The sequence below is a fragment of the Mesorhizobium sp. M0478 genome (assembly GCF_040321305.1).
Classification (GTDB): Bacteria; Pseudomonadota; Alphaproteobacteria; order Rhizobiales; family Rhizobiaceae; genus Mesorhizobium.
This window is the reverse complement of the sequence record NZ_JAMYRH010000007.1, coordinates 300,737-327,213: the sequence shown is the minus strand read 5'-3', so window position 1 is coordinate 327,213 and position 26,477 is coordinate 300,737. Positions and strand designations below refer to the sequence as shown.

Annotated in this window: 32 protein-coding genes and 1 pseudogene; 9 read left to right on the top strand and 24 right to left on the bottom strand. The window is 62.3% G+C overall.

The window, feature by feature from the left end:
• Positions 1-3: 3 nt before the first annotated feature.
• The 11 genes from NKI64_RS19245 to NKI64_RS19195 all read right to left on the bottom strand — a co-directional run bounded on the left by NKI64_RS19245 (position 4) and on the right by NKI64_RS19195 (position 10,926).
• Positions 4-1,083, bottom strand: a complete 1,080-nt coding sequence (locus NKI64_RS19245; RefSeq protein ID WP_023684650.1) for an ABC transporter ATP-binding protein — start codon at positions 1,081-1,083, stop codon at positions 4-6.
• A gap of 38 nt (positions 1,084-1,121) precedes the next feature.
• A complete protein-coding gene (gene glpD / locus NKI64_RS19240) occupies positions 1,122-2,642 on the bottom strand; it encodes a glycerol-3-phosphate dehydrogenase (RefSeq protein ID WP_352669408.1) in 1,521 nt (506 codons plus the stop codon).
• 117 nt (positions 2,643-2,759) lie between these two features.
• On the bottom strand, positions 2,760-3,527 hold the full coding sequence (locus NKI64_RS19235; protein WP_023670971.1) for a DeoR/GlpR family DNA-binding transcription regulator: 768 nt from the start codon (positions 3,525-3,527) through the stop codon (positions 2,760-2,762).
• 115 nt (positions 3,528-3,642) lie between these two features.
• On the bottom strand, positions 3,643-4,089 hold the full coding sequence (locus tag NKI64_RS19230; protein WP_023693406.1) for a hypothetical protein: 447 nt from the start codon (positions 4,087-4,089) through the stop codon (positions 3,643-3,645).
• Positions 4,090-4,103: 14 nt separating this feature from the next.
• On the bottom strand, positions 4,104-5,519 hold the full coding sequence (locus NKI64_RS19225; RefSeq protein ID WP_023815793.1) for a pyridoxal phosphate-dependent decarboxylase family protein: 1,416 nt from the start codon (positions 5,517-5,519) through the stop codon (positions 4,104-4,106).
• A gap of 89 nt (positions 5,520-5,608) precedes the next feature.
• Positions 5,609-6,340, bottom strand: coding sequence for a proteasome-type protease (locus tag NKI64_RS19220; RefSeq protein ID WP_023684646.1), 732 nt, complete (start codon positions 6,338-6,340; stop codon positions 5,609-5,611).
• 32 nt (positions 6,341-6,372) lie between these two features.
• Positions 6,373-7,167, bottom strand: a complete 795-nt coding sequence (locus tag NKI64_RS19215) for a transglutaminase family protein (RefSeq protein ID WP_023670966.1) — start codon at positions 7,165-7,167, stop codon at positions 6,373-6,375.
• 85 nt (positions 7,168-7,252) lie between these two features.
• Positions 7,253-8,194, bottom strand: coding sequence for an alpha-E domain-containing protein (locus tag NKI64_RS19210; protein WP_352669405.1), 942 nt, complete (start codon positions 8,192-8,194; stop codon positions 7,253-7,255).
• A gap of 129 nt (positions 8,195-8,323) precedes the next feature.
• Positions 8,324-9,736 (bottom strand): circularly permuted type 2 ATP-grasp protein, encoded by a 1,413-nt coding sequence (locus NKI64_RS19205; protein ID WP_023670964.1) that lies wholly within the window; start codon positions 9,734-9,736, stop codon positions 8,324-8,326.
• A 273-nt stretch (positions 9,737-10,009) separates the two neighbouring features.
• Positions 10,010-10,246, bottom strand: coding sequence for an Lrp/AsnC family transcriptional regulator (locus tag NKI64_RS19200; protein WP_023670963.1), 237 nt, complete (start codon positions 10,244-10,246; stop codon positions 10,010-10,012).
• Between the two features lie 68 nt (positions 10,247-10,314).
• Positions 10,315-10,926: a DsbA family protein gene (locus NKI64_RS19195; protein WP_352669402.1), complete on the bottom strand. Its 612-nt coding sequence runs from the start codon at positions 10,924-10,926 to the stop codon at positions 10,315-10,317.
• Between the two features lie 193 nt (positions 10,927-11,119).
• Between NKI64_RS19195 and NKI64_RS19190 the strand changes: the two genes are divergently transcribed.
• Positions 11,120-11,542: a DUF4864 domain-containing protein gene (locus tag NKI64_RS19190; RefSeq protein WP_023684643.1), complete on the top strand. Its 423-nt coding sequence runs from the start codon at positions 11,120-11,122 to the stop codon at positions 11,540-11,542.
• Between the two features lie 6 nt (positions 11,543-11,548).
• Here NKI64_RS19190 and tgt read toward each other — a convergent pair whose 3' ends face one another.
• The 7 genes from tgt to coaD all read right to left on the bottom strand — a co-directional run bounded on the left by tgt (position 11,549) and on the right by coaD (position 16,202).
• Positions 11,549-12,679, bottom strand: a complete 1,131-nt coding sequence (gene tgt, locus NKI64_RS19185) for a tRNA guanosine(34) transglycosylase Tgt (protein WP_352669399.1) — start codon at positions 12,677-12,679, stop codon at positions 11,549-11,551.
• Positions 12,672-12,941 (bottom strand): hypothetical protein, encoded by a 270-nt coding sequence (locus tag NKI64_RS19180; RefSeq protein WP_023684641.1) that lies wholly within the window; start codon positions 12,939-12,941, stop codon positions 12,672-12,674. Before NKI64_RS19180 ends, tgt begins: the two co-directional genes overlap by 8 nt.
• Entirely contained in the window at positions 12,934-14,019 is a 1,086-nt protein-coding gene (gene queA, locus NKI64_RS19175; protein ID WP_023736563.1) for a tRNA preQ1(34) S-adenosylmethionine ribosyltransferase-isomerase QueA, read from the bottom strand. The genes NKI64_RS19180 and queA overlap by 8 nt, the downstream gene beginning before the upstream one ends.
• Complete coding sequence (locus NKI64_RS19170) at positions 14,019-14,468, bottom strand: DMT family transporter (protein ID WP_023726680.1); 450 nt, start codon at positions 14,466-14,468, stop codon at positions 14,019-14,021. Before NKI64_RS19170 ends, queA begins: the two co-directional genes overlap by 1 nt.
• Positions 14,469-14,480: 12 nt before the next feature.
• On the bottom strand, positions 14,481-14,993 hold the full coding sequence (locus tag NKI64_RS19165) for a peptidylprolyl isomerase (RefSeq protein WP_023696509.1): 513 nt from the start codon (positions 14,991-14,993) through the stop codon (positions 14,481-14,483).
• 44 nt (positions 14,994-15,037) lie between these two features.
• A complete protein-coding gene (locus NKI64_RS19160) occupies positions 15,038-15,532 on the bottom strand; it encodes a peptidylprolyl isomerase (RefSeq protein WP_245260304.1) in 495 nt (164 codons plus the stop codon).
• 169 nt (positions 15,533-15,701) lie between these two features.
• Positions 15,702-16,202, bottom strand: a complete 501-nt coding sequence (gene coaD / locus NKI64_RS19155) for a pantetheine-phosphate adenylyltransferase (RefSeq protein ID WP_023670954.1) — start codon at positions 16,200-16,202, stop codon at positions 15,702-15,704.
• Between the two features lie 194 nt (positions 16,203-16,396).
• On the opposite strand from coaD, the gene NKI64_RS19150 reads away from it, so the two are divergent.
• Positions 16,397-16,543, top strand: coding sequence for a hypothetical protein (locus tag NKI64_RS19150; protein WP_023670953.1), 147 nt, complete (start codon positions 16,397-16,399; stop codon positions 16,541-16,543).
• Positions 16,544-16,599: 56 nt separating this feature from the next.
• On the opposite strand, the gene gyrA is transcribed toward NKI64_RS19150, so the two are convergent.
• A complete protein-coding gene (gyrA, locus tag NKI64_RS19145) occupies positions 16,600-19,389 on the bottom strand; it encodes a DNA gyrase subunit A (protein ID WP_023696506.1) in 2,790 nt (929 codons plus the stop codon).
• A 223-nt stretch (positions 19,390-19,612) separates the two neighbouring features.
• A complete protein-coding gene (locus NKI64_RS19140; protein WP_023736561.1) occupies positions 19,613-20,464 on the bottom strand; it encodes a helix-turn-helix transcriptional regulator in 852 nt (283 codons plus the stop codon).
• A gap of 87 nt (positions 20,465-20,551) precedes the next feature.
• Here NKI64_RS19140 and NKI64_RS19135 point away from each other — a divergent pair, with 87 nt between their 5' ends.
• The 3 genes from NKI64_RS19135 to NKI64_RS19125 all read left to right on the top strand — a co-directional run bounded on the left by NKI64_RS19135 (position 20,552) and on the right by NKI64_RS19125 (position 22,235).
• Positions 20,552-21,088 (top strand): hypothetical protein, encoded by a 537-nt coding sequence (locus NKI64_RS19135; RefSeq protein ID WP_023736560.1) that lies wholly within the window; start codon positions 20,552-20,554, stop codon positions 21,086-21,088.
• Positions 21,089-21,121: 33 nt separating this feature from the next.
• Positions 21,122-21,499, top strand: coding sequence for a VOC family protein (locus tag NKI64_RS19130; RefSeq protein ID WP_023726684.1), 378 nt, complete (start codon positions 21,122-21,124; stop codon positions 21,497-21,499).
• A 106-nt stretch (positions 21,500-21,605) separates the two neighbouring features.
• Positions 21,606-22,235 (top strand): MarC family protein, encoded by a 630-nt coding sequence (locus NKI64_RS19125; protein WP_023670949.1) that lies wholly within the window; start codon positions 21,606-21,608, stop codon positions 22,233-22,235.
• A 10-nt stretch (positions 22,236-22,245) separates the two neighbouring features.
• Here NKI64_RS19125 and NKI64_RS19120 read toward each other — a convergent pair whose 3' ends face one another.
• The 4 genes from NKI64_RS19120 to NKI64_RS19105 form a co-directional block, all read right to left on the bottom strand.
• A complete protein-coding gene (locus tag NKI64_RS19120; protein WP_023684635.1) occupies positions 22,246-22,671 on the bottom strand; it encodes an OsmC family protein in 426 nt (141 codons plus the stop codon).
• A 23-nt stretch (positions 22,672-22,694) separates the two neighbouring features.
• Complete coding sequence (locus NKI64_RS19115) at positions 22,695-23,093, bottom strand: DUF2306 domain-containing protein (RefSeq protein WP_023684634.1); 399 nt, start codon at positions 23,091-23,093, stop codon at positions 22,695-22,697.
• Positions 23,094-23,130: 37 nt separating this feature from the next.
• The gene (ssb, locus tag NKI64_RS19110) at positions 23,131-23,664 is read right to left on the bottom strand and encodes a single-stranded DNA-binding protein (RefSeq protein WP_023684633.1); all 534 of its coding nucleotides are present in this window, start codon (positions 23,662-23,664) and stop codon (positions 23,131-23,133) included.
• A gap of 210 nt (positions 23,665-23,874) precedes the next feature.
• A complete protein-coding gene (locus tag NKI64_RS19105; RefSeq protein WP_023684632.1) occupies positions 23,875-24,276 on the bottom strand; it encodes a hypothetical protein in 402 nt (133 codons plus the stop codon).
• Positions 24,277-24,408: 132 nt separating this feature from the next.
• On the opposite strand from NKI64_RS19105, the gene NKI64_RS19100 reads away from it, so the two are divergent.
• The 4 genes and pseudogenes from NKI64_RS19100 (at position 24,409) to NKI64_RS19085 (ending at position 26,193) form a co-directional block, all read left to right on the top strand.
• Complete coding sequence (locus NKI64_RS19100; protein WP_023706188.1) at positions 24,409-24,723, top strand: ArsR/SmtB family transcription factor; 315 nt, start codon at positions 24,409-24,411, stop codon at positions 24,721-24,723.
• Positions 24,720-25,187, top strand: coding sequence for an SRPBCC family protein (locus tag NKI64_RS19095; RefSeq protein WP_023819863.1), 468 nt, complete (start codon positions 24,720-24,722; stop codon positions 25,185-25,187). The genes NKI64_RS19100 and NKI64_RS19095 overlap by 4 nt, the downstream gene beginning before the upstream one ends.
• A 29-nt stretch (positions 25,188-25,216) precedes the next feature.
• Positions 25,217-25,825: an ATP-dependent Clp protease proteolytic subunit gene (locus NKI64_RS19090; RefSeq protein WP_023684630.1), complete on the top strand. Its 609-nt coding sequence runs from the start codon at positions 25,217-25,219 to the stop codon at positions 25,823-25,825.
• A 146-nt stretch (positions 25,826-25,971) separates the two neighbouring features.
• Positions 25,972-26,193 (top strand): annotated as a pseudogene (locus tag NKI64_RS19085) (hypothetical protein).
• Positions 26,194-26,477: the final 284 nt, after the last annotated feature.

Here is a 26,477-nt window from a genome sequence, read left to right as displayed (position 1 = left end):
CCCTCAGGCCGCAAGCTTCGGCGCGGCGACGGCGCTGCCGTTGCTGTCGAAGACCATGATGTGGCGCGGATCGATAAACACCTCGATCTCGGCGTCCGGCTCGAAATCGCGGATGCCGTGGGTCAGCATGACCCAGCGCGCATCGGCAAAATCGAGGTGGATGAAGCTTTCCGAGCCGGTGATCTCGGTGATCGTCACCTTGGCGCGCACCGGCACCGCGGCAGCGTTGGGCCGCTCCAGCGACAGATGATGCGGCTGAAAGCCGATCGTGTAATTGGCGTCGGCAATGCCGGCGAGTTCGGCCGGCACCGGCAGCTTGACGCCGCCCTCGAGCAGGAAATCCGGGCCCTTCTTGGCCAGCACGATGGTGTTGAGCGGCGGATCGGCAAAGGTTTTCGCCGTCACCAGGTCGATCGGCTTGCGGAAGACGTCGATGGTCGGCCCGAATTGGGTGATCCGCCCCTCGGACAGCGTCGCCGTATTGCCGCCGAGCAGCAAGGCTTCATGCGGCTCAGTCGTGGCGTAGACGAAAATGGTGCCGGCGGCGGCAAATATCTTGGGCAGTTCGGCGCGCAGCTCCTCGCGCAATTTGTAGTCGAGATTGGCGAGCGGCTCGTCGAGCAGCACCAGGCTGGCATTCTTGACGATGGCGCGGGCCAGCGCCGTACGCTGCTGCTGTCCGCCGGACAGGCTGAGCGGCGTGCGGTCGAGATAGGGTGTGAGCTTCAGAAGCCCTGCCGCGTTGCGGACTTCCTTGTCGATCTTGGCCTGGTCGGTGCCGGCGACGCGCAACGGCGAGGCGATGTTCTCGTAGACGGTCATCGCGGGGTAGTTGATGAACTGCTGATAGACCATGGCGATCTTGCGCTGCTGCACCGGCATGCCGGTGACATTCTGGCCGTCGAACCAGACTGAACCGGTGGTCGGCACGTCGAGCCCGGCCATCAGCCGCATCAGACTTGTCTTGCCCGACAGTGTCGGCCCGAGCAAAACGTTGAGCGAGCCGTGCTGAAGCGTCAGCGACACGTCGCGGATATGCTCCACCGCGCCGACCATCTTCGTCACGTTTCTCAGTTCCAGCATGATGCCTCCTCCCAGGCTTTGTGCATCAATCGCCTTCCCTATTCCGCTGCCGCGACATGGCGCCGGCTGATGCCGCGCATGAATTCGTCAAGCGCCGAGGCCTGTTCGCGGCTGAGATGCAGACCGCGCTTGGTGCGACGCCACAATACATCTTCGGCGGTCAGCGCCCATTCGTTTTCGCTGAGGTAGCGTACCTCGGCCTCATAGAGATCGGCGCCGAAATTGCGGCCGAGATCGGCGTTCGACTTGGCGAGGCCGAGCAGCACTTGCGCGCGCGTGCCGTAAAGCCTGGTCAACCGACGCGCCAGGCGCTGGTCGAGGAAAGGATAGGCGCTCTTCAGCTTCGCCACCTGGACGTCGAAACCGGTGGCCGGGAAATCGCCGCCCGGCAAGGGCGCGTTCGCCGTCCACGGCTTGCCGCGCTTGCCGAGAAAACCTTCGATCTTTTCCAGCATCGATTCCGACAGCCGGCGGTAGGTGGTGATCTTGCCGCCGAAAGCGTTGACGATCGGCGCCTTGCCCTCGCCGCCATCGGCTTTCAACACATAGTCGCGGGTCGCTTCCTGCGCCTTCGAAGCGCCGTCGTCGCAGAGCGGGCGCACGGCCGAATAGGTCCAGACGATGTCGGGGCGCGTCACGGCTTCAGCAAAATATTCGCTCGCCGCCGCGCAGAGATAGTCGATCTCGGTGTCGCTGATCTTCACGTCATGCGGATCGCCGGGATAGTCGCGATCGGTGGTGCCGATCAGCGTAAATTCTTCCTCGTAAGGGATGGCGAAGATGATGCGCCCGTCCTTGTTCTGGAAGAAGTAGGCGCGCGGATCATCGAATTTCTTTTTGATGACGATATGACTGCCCTGCACCAGGCGCACATTGTGCACGTCGTTCTGGCCCACGGTGGTCGACAGGACGTGGTCGACCCATGGACCGGCGGCATTGACCAGCAGCCGGGCCTTGACCTCGTCGGCATCTCCCGTCCGCACGTCTTCCACGCGGATCGCCCATAGATCGCCTTCGCGCCGCGCCCCGACGACTTTCGTGCGGGTGCGGATGGTGGCGCCGCGGTCGGCGGCGTCACGCGCGTTCAACACCACCAGCCGGGCATCGTTGACCCAGCCGTCCGAGTACTCGAAGGCCTTGTGAAACAGCGGCTTCAGCGGCTTGCCCGCCGGATCCTTGGACATGTCCAGTGTTCGGGTCGCCGGCAGCAATTTGCGGCCACCAATATGATCGTAGAGGAACAGGCCGAGCCGGATCAGCCAGGCCGGGCGCAGGCCCTTGGCATAGGGCAGCACGAAGCGCATCGGCCAGATGATGTGCGGCGCGTTCTTCCAAAGAACCTCGCGCTCCATCAGCGCCTCGCGCACCAGCCGGAACTCGTAGAATTCGAGGTAGCGCAGACCGCCGTGGATCAGCTTGGTCGAGCCGGAGGAGGTTCCGCTGGCAAGATCGTTCATCTCGGCCAGAAATACCGAAAAGCCCCGCCCAACGGCGTCGCGGGCGATGCCGCAGCCATTGATGCCGCCACCGATGACGAAGATGTCACGGACTGCGTCCACAAAGCCCTCCCGCGATTTCGCATTGCAGCATTTTTAGGTTTTTACGAAACCGTAGCGGGATTATTTCGAAATAAGAACGAATGTCAAACGAAATGTAACGGGACCGTGATCGATAGCTTAGCCGAGCGACGTTTCGATCAATTGAACCTCCGCTTCCTCGCAGATCTTGCGCACCGACGGGATGTCGCAACGGTCGGTGATGAAGGTGTTTACCTGCGAGAGATGGCCGATGCGAACCGGCGCGGTGCGTTCGAACTTGGTCTGGTCGGACACCAGGATGACATGCCTGGCATTGGCGATGATGGCTTGCGCCACTTTCACTTCGCGAAAGTCGAAATCGAGCAACGCGCCGTCATGGTCGATGGCCGAGGCGCCGATCACCGCATAGTCGACCTTGAACTGCCTGATGAAATCGACCGCGGCCTCGCCGACAACGCCGCCGTCGGAGCCACGCACGACGCCGCCGGCGATTACCACCTCGATCGAAGGATAGATGCGCATCCTGTTGGCAACATTGATATTATTGGTGATGACCATCAGCCCGGTATGGTCGAGCAGCGCCTTGCTGACCGACTCGGTCGTGGTGCCGATGTTGATGAACAGGGAGGCGTTGTCGGGTATCAGCCTGGCCGCCGCGCGGCCGATGGCCTCCTTCTCGTCGGCGGCAATCTTGCGGCGCGCCTCATACTCCATGTTCTCGATGCCGGACGGGAACAGGGCCCCGCCATGGATGCGCGTCAGCAGCCGCTGGTCGCAGAGATCGTTGAGGTCCTTGCGGATGGTCTGTGGCGTCACGTTGAAATGCGTGGCGAGGTCATCGACCAGCACACGGCCATGGTCCTTCGCCATCTGGATGATCTCGGCATGGCGCGGCGACAAATACACTGAGAACCTCCCGTTTTCGTTTTTCTTGTTTGTAGCTGAAAACGAAAGCAATGAAAAGGGAGACGCCGGCTAATGAAATATCGATGATTGCAAAGGCGAACCGGGCAGATACGGCTCAGACCCGCTCCGCCACCTTGCGGGTGACAGCCGCGACTTTACCTGGCGAGCGGATCATCAGGAAATTGCCGGACCAGTATCCCGGGATCCGCCAAGTGCCTTTGATCTCGGTTGCATCACCGTTGATGATGCCGCTGTAGTGAATCGGGTGCGCCTTCAATTCGGCCTTGTCGTATGTCTTGGTAAAGGAGACGGCGTTGCCCTCTCGCTGCCCCTGCAGGCTTGCGTATCTTGCCGTGCTGGTCGCCGCCGGTTCGTGGGTCATCCCCGTCAAGCTGGTTGCCGTCTCGATCAGCGTTGCAACGAAGGAAACCGGCGGCAGTTCGCGCGGATAGAAATAGCGCCCGCTCCAGACGCCCGTCAGATTCTGGCTAACCCCTTCAGCCCTTCCGGCCATATGCTTGCTCGCAAGTCCTTGCTGGCTTGCCCCGGCGGCGGCAACCACCCGGGCAATCCCTGTCAGTCCTTCGGGGATCTTGCACACTCGCAGATGACAGTGAAGGCGGTATCGACATCGGCCGCGGTTGTCTCGAACTGGCCTGCCTGGAAGCGGATGGCGACCCGCCCATCGACACGCGTCTGCGTCAGGTAGATACGGCCGTCATTGTTGATGGCGTCGACCAGACGCAGATTGTGCTCGTCGCAGTCAGCGCCGGATGTGGCGCGATGCCGGAACGAGAACAGCGACAGCATCGGCTGGCTGGCGAGCTCGAAATCCTCCTCCTCGGCCAGGCGCGCTGCTATGCCTTCGCTCCAGGCGACGTGATTGCGGATCATGGTGCGCAGCGCCTCGAGGCCATGGGCGCGCAGCAGGAACCACAGCTTCAGCGCCCGGAAGCGACGGCCGAGAGGCACCGACCATTCGGAGTAGTTGATGATGCCGTCATGGCCGCGAGTTTTCAGATAGTCCGGCTTGATCGCCAGCGTGCGCACGAGATCCTCCGGCTGGCGGACGAACTGGATCGAGCAGTCGAATTGCGCGCCCAGCCATTTGTGCGGGTTGAAGACGATCGAGTCCGCGCCCTCGACACCGGTCCAGAAATGCCGGTATTCCGGGCAGATCATGGCCGATCCGGCCCAGGCGGCGTCGATATGCAGATAGAGCCCCTGGCGTTTGGCCACCGCGGCCACTTCAGCGATGTCGTCGGTGCCGCCGGTGCTGGTGCCGCCGACGCACGCGATGATGCCGGCCGGCAATAGGCCGGCCGCGCGGTCGGCAACAATCGCCGCTTCCAAAGCCGCGGTATCCATGGCGCGGTAGGTGCCGGCGACGGGAATGCGGACGAGGTTTTCCTCGCCAATGCCGGCGACCCAGATGGCGCGGTCGATCGAGGTGTGCACCTGGTCGGAGGAATAGACGCGCAGCCTGCCCTGCCCGGAAAGACCCTTCTTGTTGCCCTGCCAGTCGAGCGTGCGCTCGCGCATGGTCAACACGGCGGCCAGCGTCGCCGATGATGCGGAGTCCTGGATCACGCCGGAAAAGCCTTCGGGCAGGCCGAGCGCCTGGCGCATCCAGTCGACGATGCGCGTCTCAAGCTCTGTCGCCGCCGGCGAAGTCTGCCACAGCATGCACTGCGCGGCCATCGCAGAGACCAGATATTCGGCAACCACCGAGACGGGTGCTGCATTGGCCGGGAAATAAGCAAAGAAACGCGGATGCTGCCAATGCGTCATGCCGGGCACGATCTTGGCTTCGAAATCGGCGAAGATCGTCTCCATCGATTCCGCGGCCTCCGGCGGAGAAGCTTCGATGCTCCTGAAGATCTCGCCCGGCGCTATGGCAGGTCGCACGGGCCGATCGCGAAGGCCGGCGCGGTAATCAGCGCCCCAGTCGGCGGCGCGCCTCGACCAGTCGCGGAATTGCTCGTTGTCCATGGATCCTCCCGACGCGCCGATCAGCCAGCCGTTTGAATTTTGATTAACATGTTAAATAGAGACAGGCAACCGCGACGAAGGTTCCCGCGCTACCCCGGAAAATCCGGCAGGCTGGCAAAGGCCGTCTTCAACGCGTTCGACCAGCCTTCGGAAATAGCACGATAATATCGATCGTCCTGGCCGATGCGCTTTTTCAAACCCACCGTGAACGTATCCTCCTCCAGGAACAGCAGGTCGAGAGGCAGGCCGACGGACAGGTTCGATTTCAGCGTCGAATCGAACGATACCAGCAAGAGCTTGACCGTTTCAGCCAGGCTCATCGTCCTTTCATAGGCACGGATGATGATCGGCTTGCCGTATTTGGTCTCGCCGATCTGGAAGAACGGCGTGTCGTCGGTCGATTCAATGAAATTGCCCTCGGGATAGATCATGAACAGCCGTGGCGGGCTGCCCTTGATCTGGCCGCCGAGGATGAAGGAGGCGTTGAAATAGGAATCCGCCTTTTCGCCGGCAGGCGACGAGCTGGCGATGACTTCCTTGACGGTGTCGCCGACCAGCCGCACCGTCTGGTACATGGATGGGGTCTCGAGCAGCGTCGCGTGGCGTTCCGCCACCGCCTTGGTGCGCTCGTCGAGCAGGCTGACCACGGCCTGCGTCGTAGCCAGATTGCCGGCCGACATCAGTACGATGACGCGCTCGCCTGGCTCTTCCCAGACATGCATCTTCTTGAAAGTGGAGATCGAATCCATCCCGGCATTGGTGCGCGTGTCCGACATGAACACGAGCCCACGATCGATCTTGAGGCCGACGCAATAAGTCATGGAATCTCTTCAGGCAGCGATCTTGCCGGAGACTACTGCTCTACCGTGACGGTGACTGCAAGCTGTTCCTCCGCCTGTCCCAGTCGAATTCCCGACACCGGCGAGGCGTCGCGATAATCACGGCCGGTGGCTACCCTGACATAGCGTTCATCGGGGGAAATGCCGTTGGCGGCGTCGAAGGCGACCCAGCCGAGACCCTGAACATGAGCTTCGGCCCAGGCATGGCTTGCCGCCTGCTCGATGGCCGCATCCATCATCAGATAGCCACTGACATAGCGGGCCGGAAAACCCATGACGCGGGCTGCGGTGACAAAGATGTGGCTGTGATCCTGGCAAACGCCGGTCTTCAGCGCCAATGCCTCTTCCGCCGGGGTCGTCACGCTGGTGGTGCCCGGCGTGTAGGCGACGCGCTCGACGATCAGCGCCATCAGCCGATGCAGCCTTTCGATGTCGGTACCTTTGCCGACCGCCGCGGCAAGCTCGCTTATGCCCTCGCCGGGGATGGTCAAAGCTGTCTCCTGGCTGAACAGCCACAGCGGCGCAAAGCCGTGATGCGGACCCGAGACGCCCGCTGTGTCGCGCGTGACAACCTCGCCGGAGGCCTCGACGGTGATGAAGTCGCGCTCGCCCTCGACGCTCAACAGCCTGTTATCGTTGCCGAAATGGTCGTTAAAGCGGACTTCCTCGCGCGCGCCCTCGATCTTCAGCGCCCAGGACAGCACGGTCTGCGTCGGGCCACTGACCGGTAACAGGCGTAGCCGCTGCAACAGATAGTGCACCGGCGCGTCGTAGCGGTATTCGGTACGGTGGGTGATCTTGAGCCGCATGCCTATTTTCCGTTTGTAAGCATGATCTTATCCGAAAACCGGGTCCCACTTGTCGCTAGCGCGGCCCTTCGGTTCGCGATCATGCTCAATTGAACCGGTAATCTTGTGCGATCTCTTCGCCAAGCTTGGTGTTGTCTTGAATGAACCTGGCCAGGAATTCGTGCAGGCCGGCGTCGAATATGTCCTTGATCGACCCTGCCTGCAGCATCGCCTGTGTCCTGTCGACGGTGGCGTGGCAGGCATGACGGTCGCCATAGTCGTCGCCGAGGAACTTCAGATGCTCGGCAAGAAAACGATAACAGAAGGTCAGCGAACGCGGCATGCGCACATTGAGGATCAGATAGTCGGCAATGTTGGTGGGTTTGTAGTCGGCCTCATAGACCCAGCGATAGGAACGGTGCGCCGACACCGAGCGCAGGATCGATTCCCATTGGTAGTTGTCGAGGCTCGAGCCGACCCAGGAGATCGACGGCAGCAGCACGTAGTATTTCACGTCGAGGATGCGTGCCGTGTTGTCGGCCCGCTCGACATAGGTGCCGAGTTGTGAGAAGTCGAAGATCTCGTTGCGCAGCATCGTGCCGTAGAACGAGCCGCGGATCAGCGCCGTCTCGCGTTTGATGGCGTCGAGCACACTCGGCAGGTCGCGCTCGTCGATCGGCTTTGCCAGCATGCGCTTCAGGGCCATCCAGGCTTCGTTGATGCTCTCCCAGGTCTCGCGCGTCAGCGCGGTGCGCACCATGCGGGCATTGTTGCGAGCGGTCTCGATCGCCGACATCGTGCTCGACGGGTTCGAGGTGTCGCGCAGCAGGAAGTCGGCGACATTGGCGGCGGTGTAGTCCTTGTATTTCTGCGTGAAGGTGACGTCGGAGCCGGCGCTGAGCAGCACCGAATTCCACTCTTCCGACGCGCTCTGGGTGCGGGTCAGCGCCATGCGAAGGCCGGCATCGACCAGACGCGCCATGTTTTCCGCCCGCTCGATATAACGGTTCATCCAGTAGAGCCCGTTGCCGGTGCGGCCGAGAAGCATGGCAAGACCCTTCGGGCTAGTGAGTAGGGAATAGTGAGTAGGGATTAGTAAGCATTTGAATCTCTGTGGAATATGGCATTTCTTGTCCCTCTACTGCCTACTGCCTACTGCCTACTGCCTACTGCCTACCTAATCGTCCAACACCCACGTATCCTTCGTCCCGCCGCCTTGCGAGGAATTCACGACCAACGACCCCTCCTTCAGCGCCACCCGCGTCAAGCCGCCGGGCACGATCTGGATTCGGTCGGAGACCAGAACATAGGGTCGCAAGTCGACATGGCGCGGCGACAGGCCTTTTTCTGTCAGGATCGGGCAGGTCGACAGCGCCAGCGTCGGCTGGGCGATGTAGTTGGAAGGCTTCGCCTGCAGCTTCTTGGCGAAATCCTGGCATTCCTTCTTGGTCGCAGCCGGCCCCACCAGCATGCCGTAGCCGCCGGAGCCGTGCACTTCCTTGATGACCAGCTCATGGATGTGTTCGAGCACGTATTTCAGGCTGTCGGGCTCCGAGCAGCGCCAGGTCGGGATGTTGCCGAGGATGGCTTTGCGGCCGGTGTAGAACTCGACGATGTCGGGCATGTAGGAATAAATCGCCTTGTCGTCGGCGATGCCGGTTCCCGGCGCGTTGGCGATGGTGATGTTGCCGGCGCGGTAGACGTCCATGATGCCAGGCACGCCAAGGGCCGAGTCCGGCCGGAAGGTCAGCGGATCGAGGAAGGAATCGTCGACGCGCCGGTAAAGCACGTCGATCTGCTTGTAGCCTTCGGTCGTGCGCATAGCGACGTGGCCGTCTACAACGCGCAGATCCTGGCCTTCGACCAGTTGCACGCCCATCTGGTCGGCGAGGAAGGCATGTTCGAAATAGGCGGAGTTGAAGCTGCCCGGCGTCAGCACGGCAATGGTCGGTGCGCCCTTGGTGCTTTGCGGCCGCACTGCCGCCAGCGACTGGCGCAGCAATTGCGGATAATTCTCCACCGGCCGCACCTTGATCTGCTGGAACAGTTCGGGAAAGAGCTGCATCATCGTCTCGCGGTTCTCCAGCATGTAGGAGACCCCCGACGGCGTGCGCGCATTGTCCTCCAGCACGTAGAACTCGTTCTCCGAGATGCGGACGATATCGACGCCGATAATGTGGGTGTAGACGCCGGCCGGTGGCCGCACTCCGATCATTTCCGGCAGGAACGCCTCGTTCCTGGCGATCAGCTCCCTCGGCACGCGGCCGGCGCGCAGGATTTCCTGGCGGTGGTAAATGTCGTCGAGGAAAGCGTTCAGCGCCTGCACGCGCTGCTCGATGCCTTGCGTCAGCCTTCGCCATTCATTGCCGGAGATGATGCGCGGCACGATGTCGAAGGGGATCAGCCGCTCGGAGGCTTCCTGCTCGCCATAGACGGCGAAGGTAATGCCGGTCTTGCGGAAGACGCGCTCGGCGTCCTGCATCTTTTCGGTAAGCCTGGCCGGGTCCTGCTCCTTCAGCCAGCGGTCGTAAGCCGTATACGGTTGTCTAAGCCCGGAAACTTCCGGAAGCATTTCATCGAACGCTGCCAATCGCATACTCCCCTGTGACGCCATTTCACTGGCGTCGCGGGAGAAAATCAAGCGCAATCGGTGATTTGGAGGATATCGGCGATCAGTATGTTTCGACTGCCCAAAATTCGGGCAGTCGGAACGGGACCTTAATCAGGCTCTGCCTTGTCGCCGGGCAAGTGCCTGATGCGGCCATAGCAGTTCACCGTTTCATGGAAACGGCGACCTGCCATGGCTTTTTGCTTTGCCGCAATTCCGGACGGAAAACCGCTTCACACTTTTCCTGGAATTGCTTTAGAATGCGCGGAAAGTGACGACCGTGAAGGTGTCCTTGATTCCGGGAATAATCTGCACTTTCTCGTTGACGAAGTGGCCGACATCTTCCTCGTCGTCGACGTAGAATTTGGCAAGCAAGTCGTAATTGCCGGCGGTCGAGTAGATCTCCGAGGCGATTTCGGCATCGGCGAGCGCGCTGGCGACCTCATAGGACTTGCCCAGATCGCACTTTATCTGCATGAAAAACGTCTTCATTGCCGGTCCCGATCAAGCTTCAGCACTCAAGCGGCCCTTGTGGCAGACTGCCGCCCGGCTTTCAAGCATCAGGCGGAGCGGGCCTTGGCGACGGCTTGTCTCAGTTCGGACACGGGCATGCCGCGCCGGTACAGGTTGCCGCCGATGACCAGGGCTGGCGTGCCGCGCAGCTTGAAAGCCTTCGCCTGGGCTTCGGTGCGGACAAGGGCAGCGTCGATGTCGGGTTCACGGATGGCGAGGTCGGCACGCACCATCGCCACATCGACACCGACGGAAGAAAGGATGTCGTTGGTGCGGCGTTCCGAAAGGCCGCGCTGGTTGGTCATCAGCGCATCGACCGCCGCGGCATAGTGTTCGCCGCTCAGCAGCGTCACCCGCGCCGCGTCGCGCGACACGTCGCCGAAGATCGGCCAGTCCTTCATCACAAGCCGAATGCCGCTGTCCTCGTCCATTAACTTCTTCAGCTCAACGAAAACGAGTTTGCAGATCGGGCACTGATAGTCGACGAATTCGGCGATGGTGACGTCGCCATCGGGGTTGCCGAGCCCTGGAATGGCGGGATCGAAGGCGACTTCCGTGACGGTCGGCCCAGTGCTTGCCCAGGCGGGCAAGGGAGCCAAAACTGCAAGACTTGCCGCGCCTTTCAGCAAAAGGCGCCGGTCGATCGGCTGCTTGAACATGGTCGTCCCCTGGTTGCGCGAACGGGTCCCCACCCGTCCCTACGATGCGCGCCTCGCGTTAAAGGAGGCTTAAGCATGATCTTGTGGCACTTGCGTGGCAAATATTGCGGTTGCTGAAACCGTGAGGCTCCGCCAAGCGTATGGTATGATGCGTCCCGGGACAGGTTTTGTTGGGGGACAATGGAGACAGGCCATGCGCCGCACCGCGTTCGCAGTCGTTTCATTGCTGTTCGCGTTGTTCGTGTCGGCAGCCCTTGCCGGCGACGCCGAAGTCAAGGCCGGCCAGGCCGTCATCGATGGTCAGTTGAAGGCGCTCATCGCCAATGATGGCGCCAAGGCGTACAGTTTCGCCGCTCCAAATGTGAAGCGCATCTTTCCGACCGTCGACACCTTCATGAACATGGTGACCAACGGCTATCCGCCGGTGCGCCAGCCGCAGAGCTATTCCTTCGGCAAGGTCGAGCAGATGGGGCCAACTTCGCTAATCCAGCAAGTGCTGATCGTCGGACCCGACGGCAAGGACTATGAGGCGGTCTACACGCTGGAACAGCAGCCCGACGGCAGCTTTCAAATCACCGGCTGCAGCTTGCGCGCAGCGAATTCGCTCAGCACCTAGATGTGCTTATAGCACCGGAATATCGCCCCTCGCCCATCCCTCTGAAATGTCTGATGTGCGCGCCTCGAAGGCCTTTGCCTCGATCGCGGCGCGAATGTCCTGCATCAGCTTCTGATAGTAGGACAGGTTGTTCCAGGTCAGAAGCATCGCCCCCAGCGCCTCTTGCGAGCGCACGAGATGGTGCAGATAGGCGCGAGAGTAGTCGCGCGCGGCCGGGCAGTCGCTCTCCTCATCCAGCGGCCGCGGATCGTCCGCGTGGCGGGCATTCCTGAGATTGACCTTGCCGCGCCTGGTATAGGCCAGGCCATGGCGGCCGGCGCGGGTCGGCATGACGCAGTCGAACATGTCGATGCCGCGCGCCACCGATTTCACGATGTCGTCCGGCGTGCCGACGCCCATGAGATATCGAGGCTTGTCGTCAGGCAATTCCGGACAGGTGATCTCCAGCATATCCAGCATCACCGCTTGCGGTTCGCCGACGGCCAGGCCGCCGACCGCATAGCCCTTCAGCTCCATCGCGCTCAGCGCCTGCGCCGAACGCACCCTGAGAGCTGCGTTGTCGCCACCCTGGACGATGCCGAACATCGCCTTGCCGGGCTGATCGCCGAACGCTGTCTTGCAGCGCTCGGCCCAGCGCAGCGACAGCTCCATCGCGCGCTCGATCTGCTTGAGGTCGGCCGGCAGCGCTGTGCATTCGTCGAGCTGCATCTGGATGTCGGAATCGAGCAGGCCCTGGATCTCGATCGAGCGCTCCGGCGACATCTCGTAGGCAGCGCCGTCAATGTGCGAGCGAAAGGTGACGCCCTTCTCGGTCAATTTTCTGAGCTTCGACAGCGACATGACCTGAAAACCGCCACTGTCGGTCAGGATCGGCTGCGGCCAGCGGGCGAATTCATGCAACCCACCAAGCCGCGCCACGCGCTCGGCGCCGGGGCGCAGCATCAGATGATAGGTATTGCCCAGGATGATGTCGGCGCCGACGCCGCGCACCTGGTCCATATACATGGCCTTGACCGTGCCGCCGGTGCCGACCGGCATGAAGGCCGGCGTGCGGATTTCGCCGCGCGGCATGGTGATGGAACCGCGCCGCGCCTTGCCGTCGGTGGCGAGGATCTTGAAGGTGAATGTCTCAGCCATTGAATTCCTTGTCATGGACAGGCGCGCCTGGCGCCTGCCTGTCGAGCGACTGGCGGTATTGGATGCAGCCGCGCATGAATTTCGGCCATGGCGGCACGGCAATCGATGGATCGGTCTTTTCCGGCAGCAGGTCCCACAGGTTGGGATGATGCCAGCATAAATCATGGCCGGTAGAATCTCGATGCTGGCGAATGCCGGCACGCAATTTCTTCACTTCGGCGATCAGGCTTTCGCGATCAAAGGCCTGCAGGTCATCATCCATCGCTCATCTCCGCTCGATAAAGCAGGCTTGCATCTCCGTAGGAATAGAACCTGTAATCGTTCCCGATGGCATGAGCATAGGCCGCACGCATCGTATCTAGGCCGCTGAAGGCCGAAACCAGCATGAACAGCGTCGAACGCGGCAGATGGAAATTGGTCATCAGCAGGTCGGCGGTCTTGAACCGATAGCCCGGCGTGATGAAGATGTCGGTCGGGCCGGACCAGGCGGTCAGCGAGCCATCAGGCCGTGCCGCGCTCTCCAGCAGGCGCAGCGAGGTCGTGCCGACAGCGATGATGCGCCCGCCCCGCGCCTTGGCGCCATTTAGAGCGTCGGCTGTTGCTTCGCTGACCGAGCCGGTCTCGGCATGCATCTTGTGGTCAGCGGTGTCGTCCGCCTTGACCGGCAGGAAGGTGCCGGCGCCGACATGCAAGGTGACGAAGCGGCGTTCGATGCCTTTTGCATCCAGCGCGGCAAACAGCTCCGGCGTAAAATGCAGGCCTGCGGTGGGGGCAGCGACTGCGCCCTCCTCCTTGGCATAGATTGTCTGGTAATCCGTCAGGTCGCGTGCGTCGTCGTCGCGCTTGGAGGCGATATAGGGGGGCAGCGGGATGTGGCCGACGGCGCGCAGCGCTTCGTCGAGAAATGGGCCGGAGAGGTCGAAGCCGAGCAACGCCTCGCCGGCGTCTCCCTTCTCGATCACCGTGGCGTCGAGCTGGCCGAGAAAACAGGAATTGCCGTCATGGCCGAAATGGAGACGGTCGCCGGCGGCGATGCGCTTGCCCGGCCGCATGAAGGCCAGCCAGCGGTCCGGCGCCATGCGCATATGCAGCGTGGCGTCGACCTGCGCCTGCGCTTCGCCGCGCCGCCTGATGCCTCTTAACTGGGCAGGAATGACCTTGGTGTCGTTGAAGACCAGAACATCGCCAGCCCTGAGCAAGGACGGCAGGTCGCCAACCGTGCGATCCGAAAGACCCTCGCCCGGCCTGACCACCAGCATTCTGGCGCTGTCGCGCGGCTCGGCCGGGCGAAGCGCGATGCGCTCCTCAGGCAGGTCGAAGTCGAAGAGGTCGACGCGCATCAGTAGAGCCGGACGAGCAGCGCTCCGGCCAAGAGCAGCACCGCGCCGGCGATGCGGCCGAGCGAAATCTCGCGCACCGCCACGCCGAGAAAGCCGACGCGATCGATCAGCATGCCGGCGAAGAGCTGGCCGGCAACCAGGAACGCCATCAACGCGGCTGCACCAATGCGCGGCGTAAGAATGGTTGACAGGGTAACATAGAAACCGCCGAGCATGCCGCCGGCGATGAACAGCCAAGGCGCCGGCGCCTTCCAGTCGAGCGAGATGTCCTGCAGCCGCACAACGGCAATGGAGATGATACCAAGCACGATCGCGCCCGACAGGAACGAGAACGCAGCAGCCGCGACCGGGAGCCCCAGGCCGCGCGCCAGCTGCGAGTTGATCGGCGCCTGGACGGCGATGAAGGCGCCTGACAGGATGCCGAGCAGCGACCAGACCACGCCCATCATCGTCGTTTGTCCTTACTTGACGTCGGCCGCGACCTTCAGCGACACGATCTTGTCGGGATCGACCACCGGCTCGCCGCGCTTGATCTTGTCGACATTGTCCATGCCTTCGATGACCTGGCCCCAGACCGTGTACTGGCGGTTGAGGAAGGCGGCATCGTCGAAGCAGATGAAGAACTGCGAATTGGCCGAGTTCGGGTTCTGCGAACGGGCCATCGAGCAGGTGCCGCGGCCATGGTTGGCGTTGGAGAACTCAGCCTTCAGGTCCGGCTTTTCCGAGCCGCCCATGCCCGCACGCGACGGCGCGAAGGTCGGCTTCGACGAATTGCCGAACTTGACGTCACCGGTCTGCGCCATAAAGCCTTCGATGACGCGGTGGAAAACCACGCCGTCATAGGCGCCTTCGCGGGCCAGTTCCTTGATGCGGGCGACGTGGCCGGGGGCCAGGTCGGGAAACAGTTCGATGACGACCTTGCCCTTGGTCGTTTCCAGGATGAGCGCGTTTTCGCGGTCCTTGATCTCAGCCATGTCGGATCTCCTTTATCTCAGAAAAACAGATTGATTTGATTGGTTTACTTGTCGGCGGCGATGCGTACCTTGATCATGCGGTCGGGGTCGCTGACCGTGCCGTTGTCGGCCTCGTCGCCCTTCTTGATCTTGTCCACCAGCTCCATGCCACTGACGACATTGCCGACGATGGTGTACTGGCCATCGAGGTTTGGCGCCGGCGCGAACATGATGAAGAACTGTGAATTGGCGGAGTTCGGATCCTGCGAGCGGGCCATGCCGAGCGTGCCGCGCTTGAAATGCTCACTCTGCGAGAATTCGGCCGGCAGGTCGGGCAGGTCTGAACCGCCGGTGCCGACGGCCTCGGGGCTGAACCCCTTCTTCATGTTGCCGAACTTGACGTCGCCGGTCTGCGCCATAAAGCCGTTGATGACCCGGTGGAATGCGACATCGTTATAAGCGCCTTCACGCACCAGCTTCTTGATCTGCGCGACATGCTTGGGTGCCAGGTCGGGGCGTAGCGCGATGGTGACGTCGCCGTTCTTCAAGGTGATGACCATGGTGTTTTCCGGTTCGGCGGCGAAGGCCGAAACGGATGCGGTCACGAGACCGGCAAGCACGACGAGAAACGAGGCGAGCTTTTTCAGCTGCATAAGGGATCTCCGAAGGTCTTTGTTAGGGTGCATGTCGTTGCCCCAAAAACCGGCATCCACTTTGGGGCGACATGCACTATTTCGCGAATTTGGCGGTGAGCGCACCGGCAACGGCGGCCGGTACGAAGGGACGGATGTCTCCGCCCATCGAGGCTATCTGGCGCACAAGTGTGGCGGTAATGGTGCGTACCGATGGGCTGGCGGGCAGAAAAACCGTCTGCAGTTCCGGCGCCATGGTCTCGTTCATGCCGGCCATCTGCATCTCGTAATCGAGATCGGTGCCGTCGCGCAGGCCGCGGATCATGATCGAGGCGCCATGCTTGCGGGCCGCGTCGATGACCAGCCCGTCAAAGGCGACGACCTTGATACGGTCGCCGTCGCGGCCAAATTCGGCCTTGGTCGCGGCCTCGATCAGCTTCACCCGTTCGTCGAAGGAAAACAGCGGCGTCTTGCCGGGGTGAGTGCCGATCGCCGCATAAACCGTGTCGGCGACAGCCAGCGATGCCTTCAGGACATCGAGATGGCCGTTGGTCAGCGGGTCGAAGGAGCCGGCATAAAGGGCGATGCGATCGGTCATGGGAGGTGCTTCTAGCGGGGCATTGGGCGGAAGGCAAATGCGATTGGGAACATCTGCGTGAACCTTTTCGCAGACATGAACGACAGATGAATGCCTTGATCACGAAGACTTCACGCCGCGTTCGCTAGTTTGCACTTCGGAAGATGAAACCAAAACCCGACCTAACCGTTGGATAGGCGCAGGAGAACACGCACATGCTGATCTACATGCTCGCCACCGCAATGACCGTCGCCATGCTGATCGCCACCGCATTCGGATTGCATAGCGAGGCAGAGCGCGTCCGTGTCCGCACAAAGCGGTTCGAAGGTTTCGGCGCTCGCTGGCCCCACCGTCGCCCCTGATTTATTGCTAGTTTCTTGTTTGCGCCGGCCCATCGGGCCGGCGTTGTTGCTCAAACCTATTCGGTGCTGTCCGGTACGGCATCTCCGGCGCCGGCCTCAATGACACCCTCTTCGACATCCTCGTCGGCCTGCGGCTCCGAAATCCGTTCGACCGAAACCACCTTCTCGCCTTCGGCGGTGTTGAAGATGGTCACGCCCTTGGTGGCGCGGCTGGCGAAACGGATACCGTTGACCGGCACCCGGATGACCGTGCCGCCATCCGAAACCAGCATGATCTGGTCGTCATTGCCGACCGGGAAAGTCGCCACCAGCTGGCCGATCTCGGCCACCTTCGACACGTCGGTGGCGCGGATGCCTTTGCCGCCGCGTCCGGTCAGGCGGAAATCGTAGGATGACGAGCGCTTGCCGTAGCCATATTCGGTCACCGTCAGCACATACTGCTCATGCGCCTTGAGCTCTTCGTAACGGCTGTCGGAAAGCTCGGTCTCCTCGCCAATCTCCTCATTGGTGAGTGCAATCTCTTCTTCCTCGCCGGTCACCTCGGCGGCAAGCCGCCGCTCCAGTGCTGCCCGCTTGAGGTAGGCGGAGCGTTCCGCCGGTGAAGCATCGACATGCTCGATCACCGACATGGAGATGATGCGGTCGGTCTCGGCCATGCTTATGCCGCGCACGCCGACCGAATTGCGGCTCTGGAAGACGCGCACATCGCCAACGCGGAAGCGGATGCACTGGCCGGAGCTGGCGGTCAAAAGCACATCGTCATTGTCTGTGCAGGTCTCGACGCCGAGGATCTCGTCGCCCTCCTCCTCCAGCTTCATGGCGATCTTGCCGTTGCGGTTGACCTGGACGAATTCGGACAGCTTGTTGCGGCGCACGGTGCCGCGCGTGGTGGCGAACATGACGTCGAGTTCGCCCCAGCTGGTCTCGTCCTCGGGCAGCGGCATGATGGTGGTGATGCGCTCGCCCTGCTCCAGCGGCAGCATGTTGATCAGCGCCTTGCCGCGCGACTGCGGATTGCCGATTGGCAGCCGCCAGACCTTTTCCTTGTAGACGATGCCGCGCGAGGAGAAGAACAGCACCGGCGTATGCGTGTTGGCCACAAACAGCCGGGTGACGAAATCCTCTTCCTTGGTCGACATGCCGGAGCGGCCCTTGCCGCCGCGGCGTTGCGCCCGGTAGAGCGACAGCGGCACGCGCTTGATGTAGCCGGAATGGCTGACGGTGACGACCATGTCCTCGCGCTGGATCAGGTCCTCGTCTTCCATGTCGGCGCCGCCGTCGGTGAGCTCGGTGCGGCGCGGCGTGCCGAACTCGTCGCGCACGGCGGCAAGCTCGTCCTTGACGATCTGCTGGATGCGGGCGCGGGACGACAGAATGTCGAGGTAATCCTTGATCTCGTCGCCGATGGTGTTCAGCTCGTCGGCGATTTCGTCACGGCCGAGCGCGGTCAGGCGCTGCAGGCGCAGTTCGAGGATTGCGCGCGCCTGTTCCTCGGAGAGGTTGTAGGTGCCATCCTCATTGATGCGATGGCGCGGATCGTCGATAAGCAGAATCAATGACTCCACGTCCCCGGAGGGCCAGCGTCGCTCCATCAACTGCTCGCGCGCCGTCTGCGGATCGGGCGCGGTGCGGATCAGCTTGATCACTTCGTCGATGTTGGCGACGGCGATGGCGAGGCCGACCAGCACGTGGGCGCGGTCGCGCGCCTTGCGCAGCAGGAATTTCGTGCGCCGGCTAATCACCTCTTCGCGGAAGCTGACAAACGCCTTCAGCATGTCGGTCAGGTTCATCACTTCCGGCTTGCCGCCGTTCAGCGCCACCATATTGGCGCCGAAGGAGGTCTGCAGCGGCGTGAAGCGGTAAAGCTGGTTGAGAATGACGTCGGCGACAGCGTCGCGCTTCAGCTCGATGACGACGCGGTAGCCCTGGCGGTCGCTTTCGTCGCGAATGTCGGAAATGCCTTCGATGCGCTTGTCGCGCACCAGCTCGGCCATTTTCTCGATCATCGAGGCCTTGTTCACCTGGTACGGGACTTCCGTGATGATGATCGATTCACGGTCGTTTCCGCGCTGTTCGACATTGACCTTGCCGCGCATGACGATGGAGCCACGGCCAGTCGCATAGGCGCTGTAGATGCCGGAACGGCCGAGCACGATGCCGCCGGTCGGGAAATCGGGACCCGGAATGATCTCCATCAGCGCCGGCAAATCGATCGCCGGATTGTCGATGATGGCGATGGCGCCGTTGCAGATCTCGGCCAGATTGTGCGGCGGGATGTTGGTGGCCATGCCGACGGCGATGCCGCCGGAACCGTTGACCAGAAGATTGGGGAAGCGGGCCGGCAGCACCTTCGGTTCGGTGTCGGATGCGTCATAAGTCTCCTGGAAATCGACGGTTTCCTTGTCGATGTCCTCCAAGAGTTCATGCGCGACCTTGGTCAGCCGCGATTCGGTGTAGCGCATCGCCGCCGGCGGATCGCCGTCGATGGAGCCGAAATTACCCTGCCCGTCGATCAGCGGAACGCGCAGCGACCAGTCCTGCGCCATGCGCACCAAGGCGTCGTAGATCGAGGCGTCGCCATGCGGATGGTATTTACCCATCACGTCGGCGACCGGGCGGGCCGACTTCACATATTTGCGGTTCCAGTGGTAACCGCTCTCATGCGCCGCATAGAGAATGCGGCGGTGAACCGGCTTCAGGCCGTCGCGTACATCGGGCAGCGCACGGCTGACGATGACGCTCATGGCATAAGAGAGGTAGGAGCTCTGCATCTCCTCGATGATGGAGATGGGCTCGATGCCGGTAGGGCCGCCGTCGGCGCCGCGCGGGGGTTTTTGGTCGGTCAAATCGGATCACAATCTAATCAGGAATCACTGACCGCTTATATAGGAAGCACGGCCGAAACTCCAATATTCGTGGTGCTTTTCCAACGACAATTTTGGCGGCAATTTCAAATGGATACCTCTGATTGCGACGATTTGGCCATAACGCATTTCGCCGCCGCAAGGGCAAAAGCCTGCGATGGACCGTTTTCAAAGCAAAGAGCGTATCAGGAGGCAGGCGGACGCATCAGCGGGTAGCCACCCGCCGGGCGCGATAGTGGCCAGGCGTCTCACCCATGACGCGCCGGAAACGGCGGTTGAACGTCGACAAATCGTTGAAACCGGCCTCGAAGGCGATTGCCGAGATGGCATCGCCTGACATGCGCAGCCGCACCGCCGCGCGGTGCAGCCGGGTTCTCAGCAGAAACTGATAGGGCGTCATGCCGGCGACCTGCCGGAAGGTGCGCAGGAAATGATACGGGCTGGTCGCCGTCGCGCAGGCAAGCTCGGAAAGCGAGACCGGCCTGTCGGCATTGAACTCGATCTGCCGCACCGCCTCGGCAACCCGTTTCTGGTCGCGGCGGCTCGGCGGTCGAACGCCAGGCACCGCATCGCTGGCCACAGGCAGTGCTGCGCCGGCAACTGCCAGTGCTGCGCCGGCAATTCGCAGGCCAAGCTCTTCAAAGGCGTCGATGTCGACCATCTCGCGCGCCGCTTCCGCCTCGGCCAGCAGCGATGCGAGCGCTGGCAAGGGCGGCAGATGCGGCACGCCGAAGGCGGGCTTGCTCGCGCCGGGCACGTCGCTGGCGATGCGGTCGAGATAGGCCGGTGCGAAGTGGAAGGACAGGCAACGGTCGCCGGCGCCATGCTCATGCCCGCATTCATAGCAGGCGCCGACATTGCCGAGCAGGATCGCGCCCGGCGCCAGCATGGCGGCGCCTTGCCTGGTGCGGTAGCGGAAGGTGCCGCTGGTGACAGCGGCAACGCAAAAGGTGTCGTGCGCCTCCTCGAACGGGCGGTCGCCGGCGCCGGCCGTGCACAGCACGTCGGACACATGCCAGCCCTGCCCCGATGCCAGGTTTTGTTCGCTCGTCGTCATGGCTTGAAAGATAGCAATTTTTCCCAAGCGCGACACCCGGTCGGGGCCTATCGCTTGCAGCCTCCTGACACAACGAAGGCAGCAAGTATGATCGGTACATCCTCCTTTGACGAAGCGCTCCACAGCGACGGCCCCAATCCCGGCCTGGCTGAAAAGCTGGATCTCTACGGCCGCTTCGTCGGCGCCTGGACATTCGATGCCACGCGCCATCTCGAGGACGGCACGGTTCTCACCGGACGCGGCGAGGTGCATTTCGGCTGGGTCCTGGAAGGCAGGGCGATCCAGGATGTATGGATCCTGCCCGCGCGCGATGCCGGCCCCTCACCCTCGGTCGGCAGATGGACTTTCTATGGCACAACGCTGCGGGCCTATGATCCCGGCTCGGATGCCTGGCACATCTTCTGGAGCGACCCGCGAAACCAATACTACAGCCGCCAGCTTGGTCGCGCCGAAGGCGACACAATTGTGCAGGTCGGCGCCGACGGCACTGGTTCCTCGGTCCGCTGGAGCTTTTCGCGCATCACCAAGGACAGCTTCCGCTGGCTCGGCGAGCGTTCGCACGACGATGGCAAGACATGGCGTCTCGAAGTCGAGTTCCTGGCGCGCCGCGTCGCCCAGGACTGATGACGCAACATATTGCAAAAAAGGTGAAAAAACATGCTTGACCATGTCTCGATCGGCGTCCGCGACACCAACGTTTCGAAGCCCTTCTACGATGCCGCGCTAAAGCCGCTCGGTTATTCCTGCCTCAGCCAGTCGCCAGGCTCACTGGGTTATGGTGCGCAAACCGTGGCGCTGTGGGTGAACGATGCGGCGCGGCCAGTGTCATCGGACGAGAAGTCCGGTCTGCATTTCTGCTTTAGCGCGCCGACGAGGCAGAGTGTCGTTGCCTTCCATGCCGCCGCCTTGCGTGCAGGCGGCAGCGACAATGGCGCGCCGGGCCTGCGCGCCGACTATGGCGAGAACTATTACGCTGCCTTCGTCGTCGATCCCGACGGCTATCGTCTGGAGGCCTATTGCAACGCTGCCGCCTAACACTGACGCCGTCTCCGGTATCGCCATGTCAGACGGTTCCCACCGGTCGGGCTTTGCTCTACCACTATGGTGGCGCAGGGGTCCGGCCCGGCGGGAGGGGTCAGCGATGCCGAGTTTCGACAGCCTGTTCAACGCCTTCGTCACCATTCTGGTGACCATCGACCCGCCAGGTCTCGCGCCGCTCTTCCTCGCGGTGACACGCGGCATGAACCGCGAGGAACGTCAGCAGGTTTCGGTGCGCGCCTCGATCATCGGCTTCCTGGTGATGGCGCTGTTTGCGGTGGCCGGGGCGTCCATCCTGTCGGTGTTCGGCATCACGCTGCCGGCTTTCCGCGTTGCCGGCGGGTTTTTGCTGTTCTTCATCGCGTTCGAAATGGTGTTTGAGCGCCGCCAGGACCGCAAGGAGAAGATCGGCGACGTTGCCATCACCAAGGACATGATCCACAACATCGCGGCCTTCCCGCTGGCGATCCCGCTGATCGCCGGCCCCGGTGCGATTTCGGCGACCGTGCTACTGTCGGGCTCGTTTCAGGGTTTTGCAGCACAAGCGGCGCTGGTCGGCATCATCTTCGTCTGCCTTGCCATCACCTATCTGGTGTTCGTGCTGTCGGAGCGCATCGACCGCATCCTCGGCCAGACCGGCCGCTCGATCCTCACCCGCCTGCTCGGCGTCATCCTGGCCGCGCTTGCGGTTCAGTTCGTCGCGGATGGCATCAAGGCGCTGATGGCGGGGTAAGCGGCAGCCCCTACTCCACCGCCGTATCGACGACCTTGAAATCGTGGGTGATGACAGCCGTCTTGGCCAGCATGGCCGAGGCCGAGCAGTATTTCTCGATCGACAGGTTGATGGCGCGCTGGACCTTGTCGCGCGACAGCGCGTGGCCCGTGACGATGAAATGCATGTGGATGCGGGTGAAGACTTTCGGGTCGGTTTCGGCCCGGTCGGCGTCGAGTTCGACAACACAGTCCTCGATCGCCTCGCGGCCTTTTTCGAGGATGTGGACGACATCATAGGCCGAGCAGCCGCCGGTGCCGATCAGCACCAGCTCCATCGGGCTCGGACCCGGCGTCTTGCCTTCCGGCCCGGAGGCGGTTCCCAGCACAACCTTGTGGCCGCTGCCGGACTCGCCGACGAAGGTGCGCTCCTCGACCCATTTGATCCGGGCTTTCACGGCAATCTTCCTTTCAGAAAGCGTCACTGGCCGAAGACGACCGTGTGCATGATCCGCCCCGGCAGCAGCGTGAACACGCCGGCGCCGATCAGGGCGAAAACATACAGCGATATCATGACCCTGCGATGTGTGGCGACCCGATGCATATGCGCGTGCCAGACCGCCAGCGGCACGGCGATCAACACTAACATCGACAAGAGATGGATCGGGCTGAACGGACCGACGAGGCGTATCTGCTGGATCCAGAAACTGGAGATGGCGACGACCAGCATCAGCGCCGCCCAGGTATAGCCGACGACACGATGACGCGTCGTGCCTTTCGGCAGCGCTAGTTGCGTAGCGCCAATGGCCAGCGCGGCAAGGGCCGCGAAGGCGTGCCATGGAATGGGAGGGCGCGCCGATAGAAGCGGTCCGAGCGACATCGCGCCCTCTCCTCAGATATCGCTGACTACCGTCAGCTCAGAACGGGATTTCGTCGTCCAGTTCGCGCGACGAGCCGCCGCCACCGCCGCCCTTGGAACCGCCGCCACCGCTGTTGCCGCCGCGGTTGAAGCTCTCATTGGGGCCAGACTGGCCGAAATCCGAGCCACGGCTCGCGCCGCTGCCGCCGGCATAGTTGCCGACCTGACCGCCGCCCTCGCCGCGAGAATCGAGCATCTGCAGCTCGCCGCGGAATTTCTGCAGCACGACTTCGGTCGTGTACTTGTCGGCGCCGGTCTGGTCTTGCCATTTGCGTGTCTGCAGCTGGCCTTCGACGTAAACCTTCATGCCCTTCTTCAGGTACTGCTCGGCGACCTTGGCGATCTGGTCATTGAAAATGACCACGTTGTGCCATTCGGTCTTTTCCTTGCGCTCGCCGGAGTTCTTGTCGCGCCAGCTTTCCGACGTGGCGATGCGGATGTTGACGACCGGATCACCGGAATTCAGGCGGCGGATTTCAGGGTCCGCGCCGAGGTTACCGACCAGAATGACCTTGTTGACGCTACCCGCCATGACACTTCTCCGTGCTCATCCGAAACAAATTTCAAGTCGTTCACCTTACAGGCCGCGCACAATCCTGGCTTGCCGCGGCTGGCTTTTCCCACAAGGTTTTTGTTCCCTTTTCGTTCCTATACTGTTAACCACGGATTGTCAAGGAATGGCAGCAATCGCCGACGCGGGCGCGTGGATTTAGCTGACACGCAGGGGCGAGAAGCGGTGTCGTCAGCGCCGTTTTTTAGCTGGCCGCAACGGACCGAAAAAGCCGCTCCACTCCATGCCCATGCCATGGGCGCGCTGTGCGATCACGGTTGGCGCCGACATCAGCCCGACTGCAGGTTCAGATTTCAGAGCCGGGTCATTCAGCAATTTCCCGATCGCGCGCCCGTGCCACCACACCTGAGCGACGAGCGCCGCTACCACCGCGATCAGGCCCCAGGTCCCCAATCCTTCGCCGAAGACGTAAATCCCGTATGGCGGCGATAGCGCCGTACCCAGCTTGGCCAACAAGATCACGGCCACGAAACCGATGACGGCGATCGCTCCTATACCGAGTACGAGGCGGCGATAGAGCCTCAGAGCCTCGTTGAGGTTCTCGGCGGACGAAAGATCGACGTTGGAATTCATAAATACTACTCCTGCCTCGCGATGATCGGCCCATCTTGTTCCCCACGGCTTAGAGGCCCGGCAGGATCCAATCAATACGCAGCATTCAAAACACCCCTTGCCAAATCGATAAGTATCGACTTATGCTTTGCCATGATCGAAGCAGAGATTTTTCGCGCCCTGGCCGACCCGACGCGACGCGCCGTCTACGAGCGGCTGACTTCCGGCGAGATGAGCGTGTCGGAGTTGCGCACCGGCATGAGCGTGTCGCAGCCGGCGGTGTCGCAGCACCTTGCCGTGCTGCGCGGCGCAGGCCTGGTCAGCGAAAGACGCGCCGGCCGCAACGCCTACTATCGCGCCGATCCGCAAGGGCTCGAGCCGCTGCTCGGCTGGATCGAACGCTACCGCGCATTCTGGCCGGAGCGCATCGAAAGACTGAAGGTCGTTTTGAAGGACATGGACCAATGACCGACGAAAAGCAGACGCAGACCGCCAAAGATGCCCTCGCCTTCGAATGCGATCTGCCGGACGCACCGGAAAAAGTGTGGCGGGCACTGACCGTGCCGGACCTCTTGGCGGAATGGATGATGCCGAACGACATCAATCCGGAAACCGGCAGCCGCTTTGCCTTTGCCGGGCCTGAGAAGCCGATCGAGTGCGAAGTGCTCGACGCCGAACCGGGGCGCCTGCTGCGCTATTCCTGGCGCGAGCGTTCCGGCGACGCCGACCGCGAGGAGCTGGGGAGCATCGTCACCTTCACACTCGCCCGCACCGTTTCCGGCGGCACGCATCTGCGCATCGTCCATGACGGGTTTGTCCTGACGCCTGCGGTCGCGATGGCCGGCGCCGGCTGCCGGCTCTGGCTGCGCGCATACAAGCCCAAGCGGCCTGTCGCCGCCAACGCGCCACGCCTGTTGCTGCGCGCCGCCTGAACCGGAAAAATCAAAACGGAGACAATGAGATGAGCGGCTTTGCCAATCTGGTGCCGATGGTGATCGAGCAATCGAGCCGCGGCGAACGCGCCTTCGACATTTTCTCGCGGCTGCTGCGCGAGCGCATCATCTTCGTCAATGGCGAGATCAATGACGGCATGTCGGCGCTGGTCTGCGCCCAGCTCCTGTCGCTGGAATCGGACAATCCCGACAAGGAGATCTCGCTCTACATCAACTCGCCGGGCGGCGTGGTGACCAGCGGTTTCGCCATCTACGACACGATGCAATATGTCAGCTGCCCGGTGTCGACCGTGTGCATGGGCTTTGCCGCGTCGATGGCCTCCTTCCTGCTGATGGCGGGAACGCCGGGGCGGCGCATCGCGCTGCCCAATGCCAGCATCGTGCTGCATCAGCCTTTGGGCGGCTTCCAGGGCCAGGCCTCCGACATCCAGCGTCACGCCGAAGGCATTTTGCGCACCAAGCGGCACATGGCCGACCTCTACGCTCACCATTGCGGCCGCACCCACGAAGAGGTCGAACGCACGCTCGACCGCGATTTCTTCATGACCGCGAAGGAGGCCAAGGACTGGGGCCTCGTCGACCACGTCTTCGACACCCGCAAGCAGGCAGCGGCCTGATCGGCGGATTGAATGCAGGCCGGTGTTCCCTCAATTTCAACGCCGCTGGTCTGGCCTCGCCTTGAGCGCGGCACTATAGTCTTGCCATGCGCTACCACCTGAACAGACTGACCATAGCCATTGCCATCACGGCGGCGACATCGAGCATGGCCTTTGCCGGGGGCAGCACCAGCACGTCGCGGTAAGGCGCCCTGCCCGGCGTGACCGGCGACTACCGCATCGCCAAGCCCGCGCCGCAGCCGGAGCCGGACGACGCGCTGCCTGCCGGCGAGAACGGCACGTTCAAGATCGGCGACACCGATGTCAAGATTTCCGGCAGCATCACTGTCGATGTCGGCACGGGTGGGATCAAGCCGACGCGCCGGTAGCCCCTTCTCCCAGCTACTATACGGGAGAGAAAGCCTGCGCCGACGACTTCCTCGCAAAAGAACAGCCCCGCCGTTGCTTCCGCTAACGGTCGGGGCTTTTCTTGGATTCCAAATCCAAACTGCCGGTAGTGTTATACCGACTTTGATTTCGGATGCTTCGCGGCATTCAGCCGACGATCCGACTAGCCGTCTCTGATTTTTGTGGGATTCGGCAGGTCACGGTTTGTCTGGTGGTTTGTTGGACTGACGCGATGCGTTCGTTTGGACGCATACACTCCAATGCC

What these genes read in the sequence shown, in the direction of transcription:
- NKI64_RS19140 (WP_023736561.1), bottom strand. Translation starts at nt 20,464, where the DNA reads ATGACGACGAGCGAACAAAACCTGGCATCGGGGCAGGGCTGGCATGTG.
- NKI64_RS19160 (WP_245260304.1), bottom strand. Translation starts at nt 15,532, where the DNA reads ATGGTCATCACCTTGAAGAACGGCGACGTCACCATCGCGCTACGCCCC.
- NKI64_RS19100 (WP_023706188.1), top strand. Translation starts at nt 24,409, where the DNA reads ATGATCGAAGCAGAGATTTTTCGCGCCCTGGCCGACCCGACGCGACGC.
- NKI64_RS19165 (WP_023696509.1), bottom strand. Translation starts at nt 14,993, where the DNA reads ATGGCTGAGATCAAGGACCGCGAAAACGCGCTCATCCTGGAAACGACC.
- NKI64_RS19195 (WP_352669402.1), bottom strand. Translation starts at nt 10,926, where the DNA reads ATGTTCAAGCAGCCGATCGACCGGCGCCTTTTGCTGAAAGGCGCGGCA.
- NKI64_RS19245 (WP_023684650.1), bottom strand. Translation starts at nt 1,083, where the DNA reads ATGCTGGAACTGAGAAACGTGACGAAGATGGTCGGCGCGGTGGAGCAT.
- NKI64_RS19215 (WP_023670966.1), bottom strand. Translation starts at nt 7,167, where the DNA reads ATGCGGCTCAAGATCACCCACCGTACCGAATACCGCTACGACGCGCCG.
- NKI64_RS19130 (WP_023726684.1), top strand. Translation starts at nt 21,122, where the DNA reads ATGCTTGACCATGTCTCGATCGGCGTCCGCGACACCAACGTTTCGAAG.
- NKI64_RS19225 (WP_023815793.1), bottom strand. Translation starts at nt 5,519, where the DNA reads ATGGACAACGAGCAATTCCGCGACTGGTCGAGGCGCGCCGCCGACTGG.
- queA (WP_023736563.1), bottom strand. Translation starts at nt 14,019, where the DNA reads ATGCGCGTCGACCTCTTCGACTTCGACCTGCCTGAGGAGCGCATCGCG.
- coaD (WP_023670954.1), bottom strand. Translation starts at nt 16,202, where the DNA reads ATGACCGATCGCATCGCCCTTTATGCCGGCTCCTTCGACCCGCTGACC.
- NKI64_RS19095 (WP_023819863.1), top strand. Translation starts at nt 24,720, where the DNA reads ATGACCGACGAAAAGCAGACGCAGACCGCCAAAGATGCCCTCGCCTTC.
- NKI64_RS19115 (WP_023684634.1), bottom strand. Translation starts at nt 23,093, where the DNA reads ATGTCGCTCGGACCGCTTCTATCGGCGCGCCCTCCCATTCCATGGCAC.
- NKI64_RS19180 (WP_023684641.1), bottom strand. Translation starts at nt 12,941, where the DNA reads ATGGATGATGACCTGCAGGCCTTTGATCGCGAAAGCCTGATCGCCGAA.
- NKI64_RS19105 (WP_023684632.1), bottom strand. Translation starts at nt 24,276, where the DNA reads ATGAATTCCAACGTCGATCTTTCGTCCGCCGAGAACCTCAACGAGGCT.
- NKI64_RS19190 (WP_023684643.1), top strand. Translation starts at nt 11,120, where the DNA reads ATGCGCCGCACCGCGTTCGCAGTCGTTTCATTGCTGTTCGCGTTGTTC.
- NKI64_RS19135 (WP_023736560.1), top strand. Translation starts at nt 20,552, where the DNA reads ATGATCGGTACATCCTCCTTTGACGAAGCGCTCCACAGCGACGGCCCC.
- NKI64_RS19200 (WP_023670963.1), bottom strand. Translation starts at nt 10,246, where the DNA reads ATGAAGACGTTTTTCATGCAGATAAAGTGCGATCTGGGCAAGTCCTAT.
- NKI64_RS19090 (WP_023684630.1), top strand. Translation starts at nt 25,217, where the DNA reads ATGAGCGGCTTTGCCAATCTGGTGCCGATGGTGATCGAGCAATCGAGC.
- NKI64_RS19125 (WP_023670949.1), top strand. Translation starts at nt 21,606, where the DNA reads ATGCCGAGTTTCGACAGCCTGTTCAACGCCTTCGTCACCATTCTGGTG.
- NKI64_RS19170 (WP_023726680.1), bottom strand. Translation starts at nt 14,468, where the DNA reads ATGATGGGCGTGGTCTGGTCGCTGCTCGGCATCCTGTCAGGCGCCTTC.
- NKI64_RS19210 (WP_352669405.1), bottom strand. Translation starts at nt 8,194, where the DNA reads ATGCTTCTCGGCCGCACCGGCAACGGGCTCTACTGGATGAACCGTTAT.
- tgt (WP_352669399.1), bottom strand. Translation starts at nt 12,679, where the DNA reads ATGGCTGAGACATTCACCTTCAAGATCCTCGCCACCGACGGCAAGGCG.
- ssb (WP_023684633.1), bottom strand. Translation starts at nt 23,664, where the DNA reads ATGGCGGGTAGCGTCAACAAGGTCATTCTGGTCGGTAACCTCGGCGCG.
- NKI64_RS19150 (WP_023670953.1), top strand. Translation starts at nt 16,397, where the DNA reads ATGCTGATCTACATGCTCGCCACCGCAATGACCGTCGCCATGCTGATC.
- NKI64_RS19220 (WP_023684646.1), bottom strand. Translation starts at nt 6,340, where the DNA reads ATGACTTATTGCGTCGGCCTCAAGATCGATCGTGGGCTCGTGTTCATG.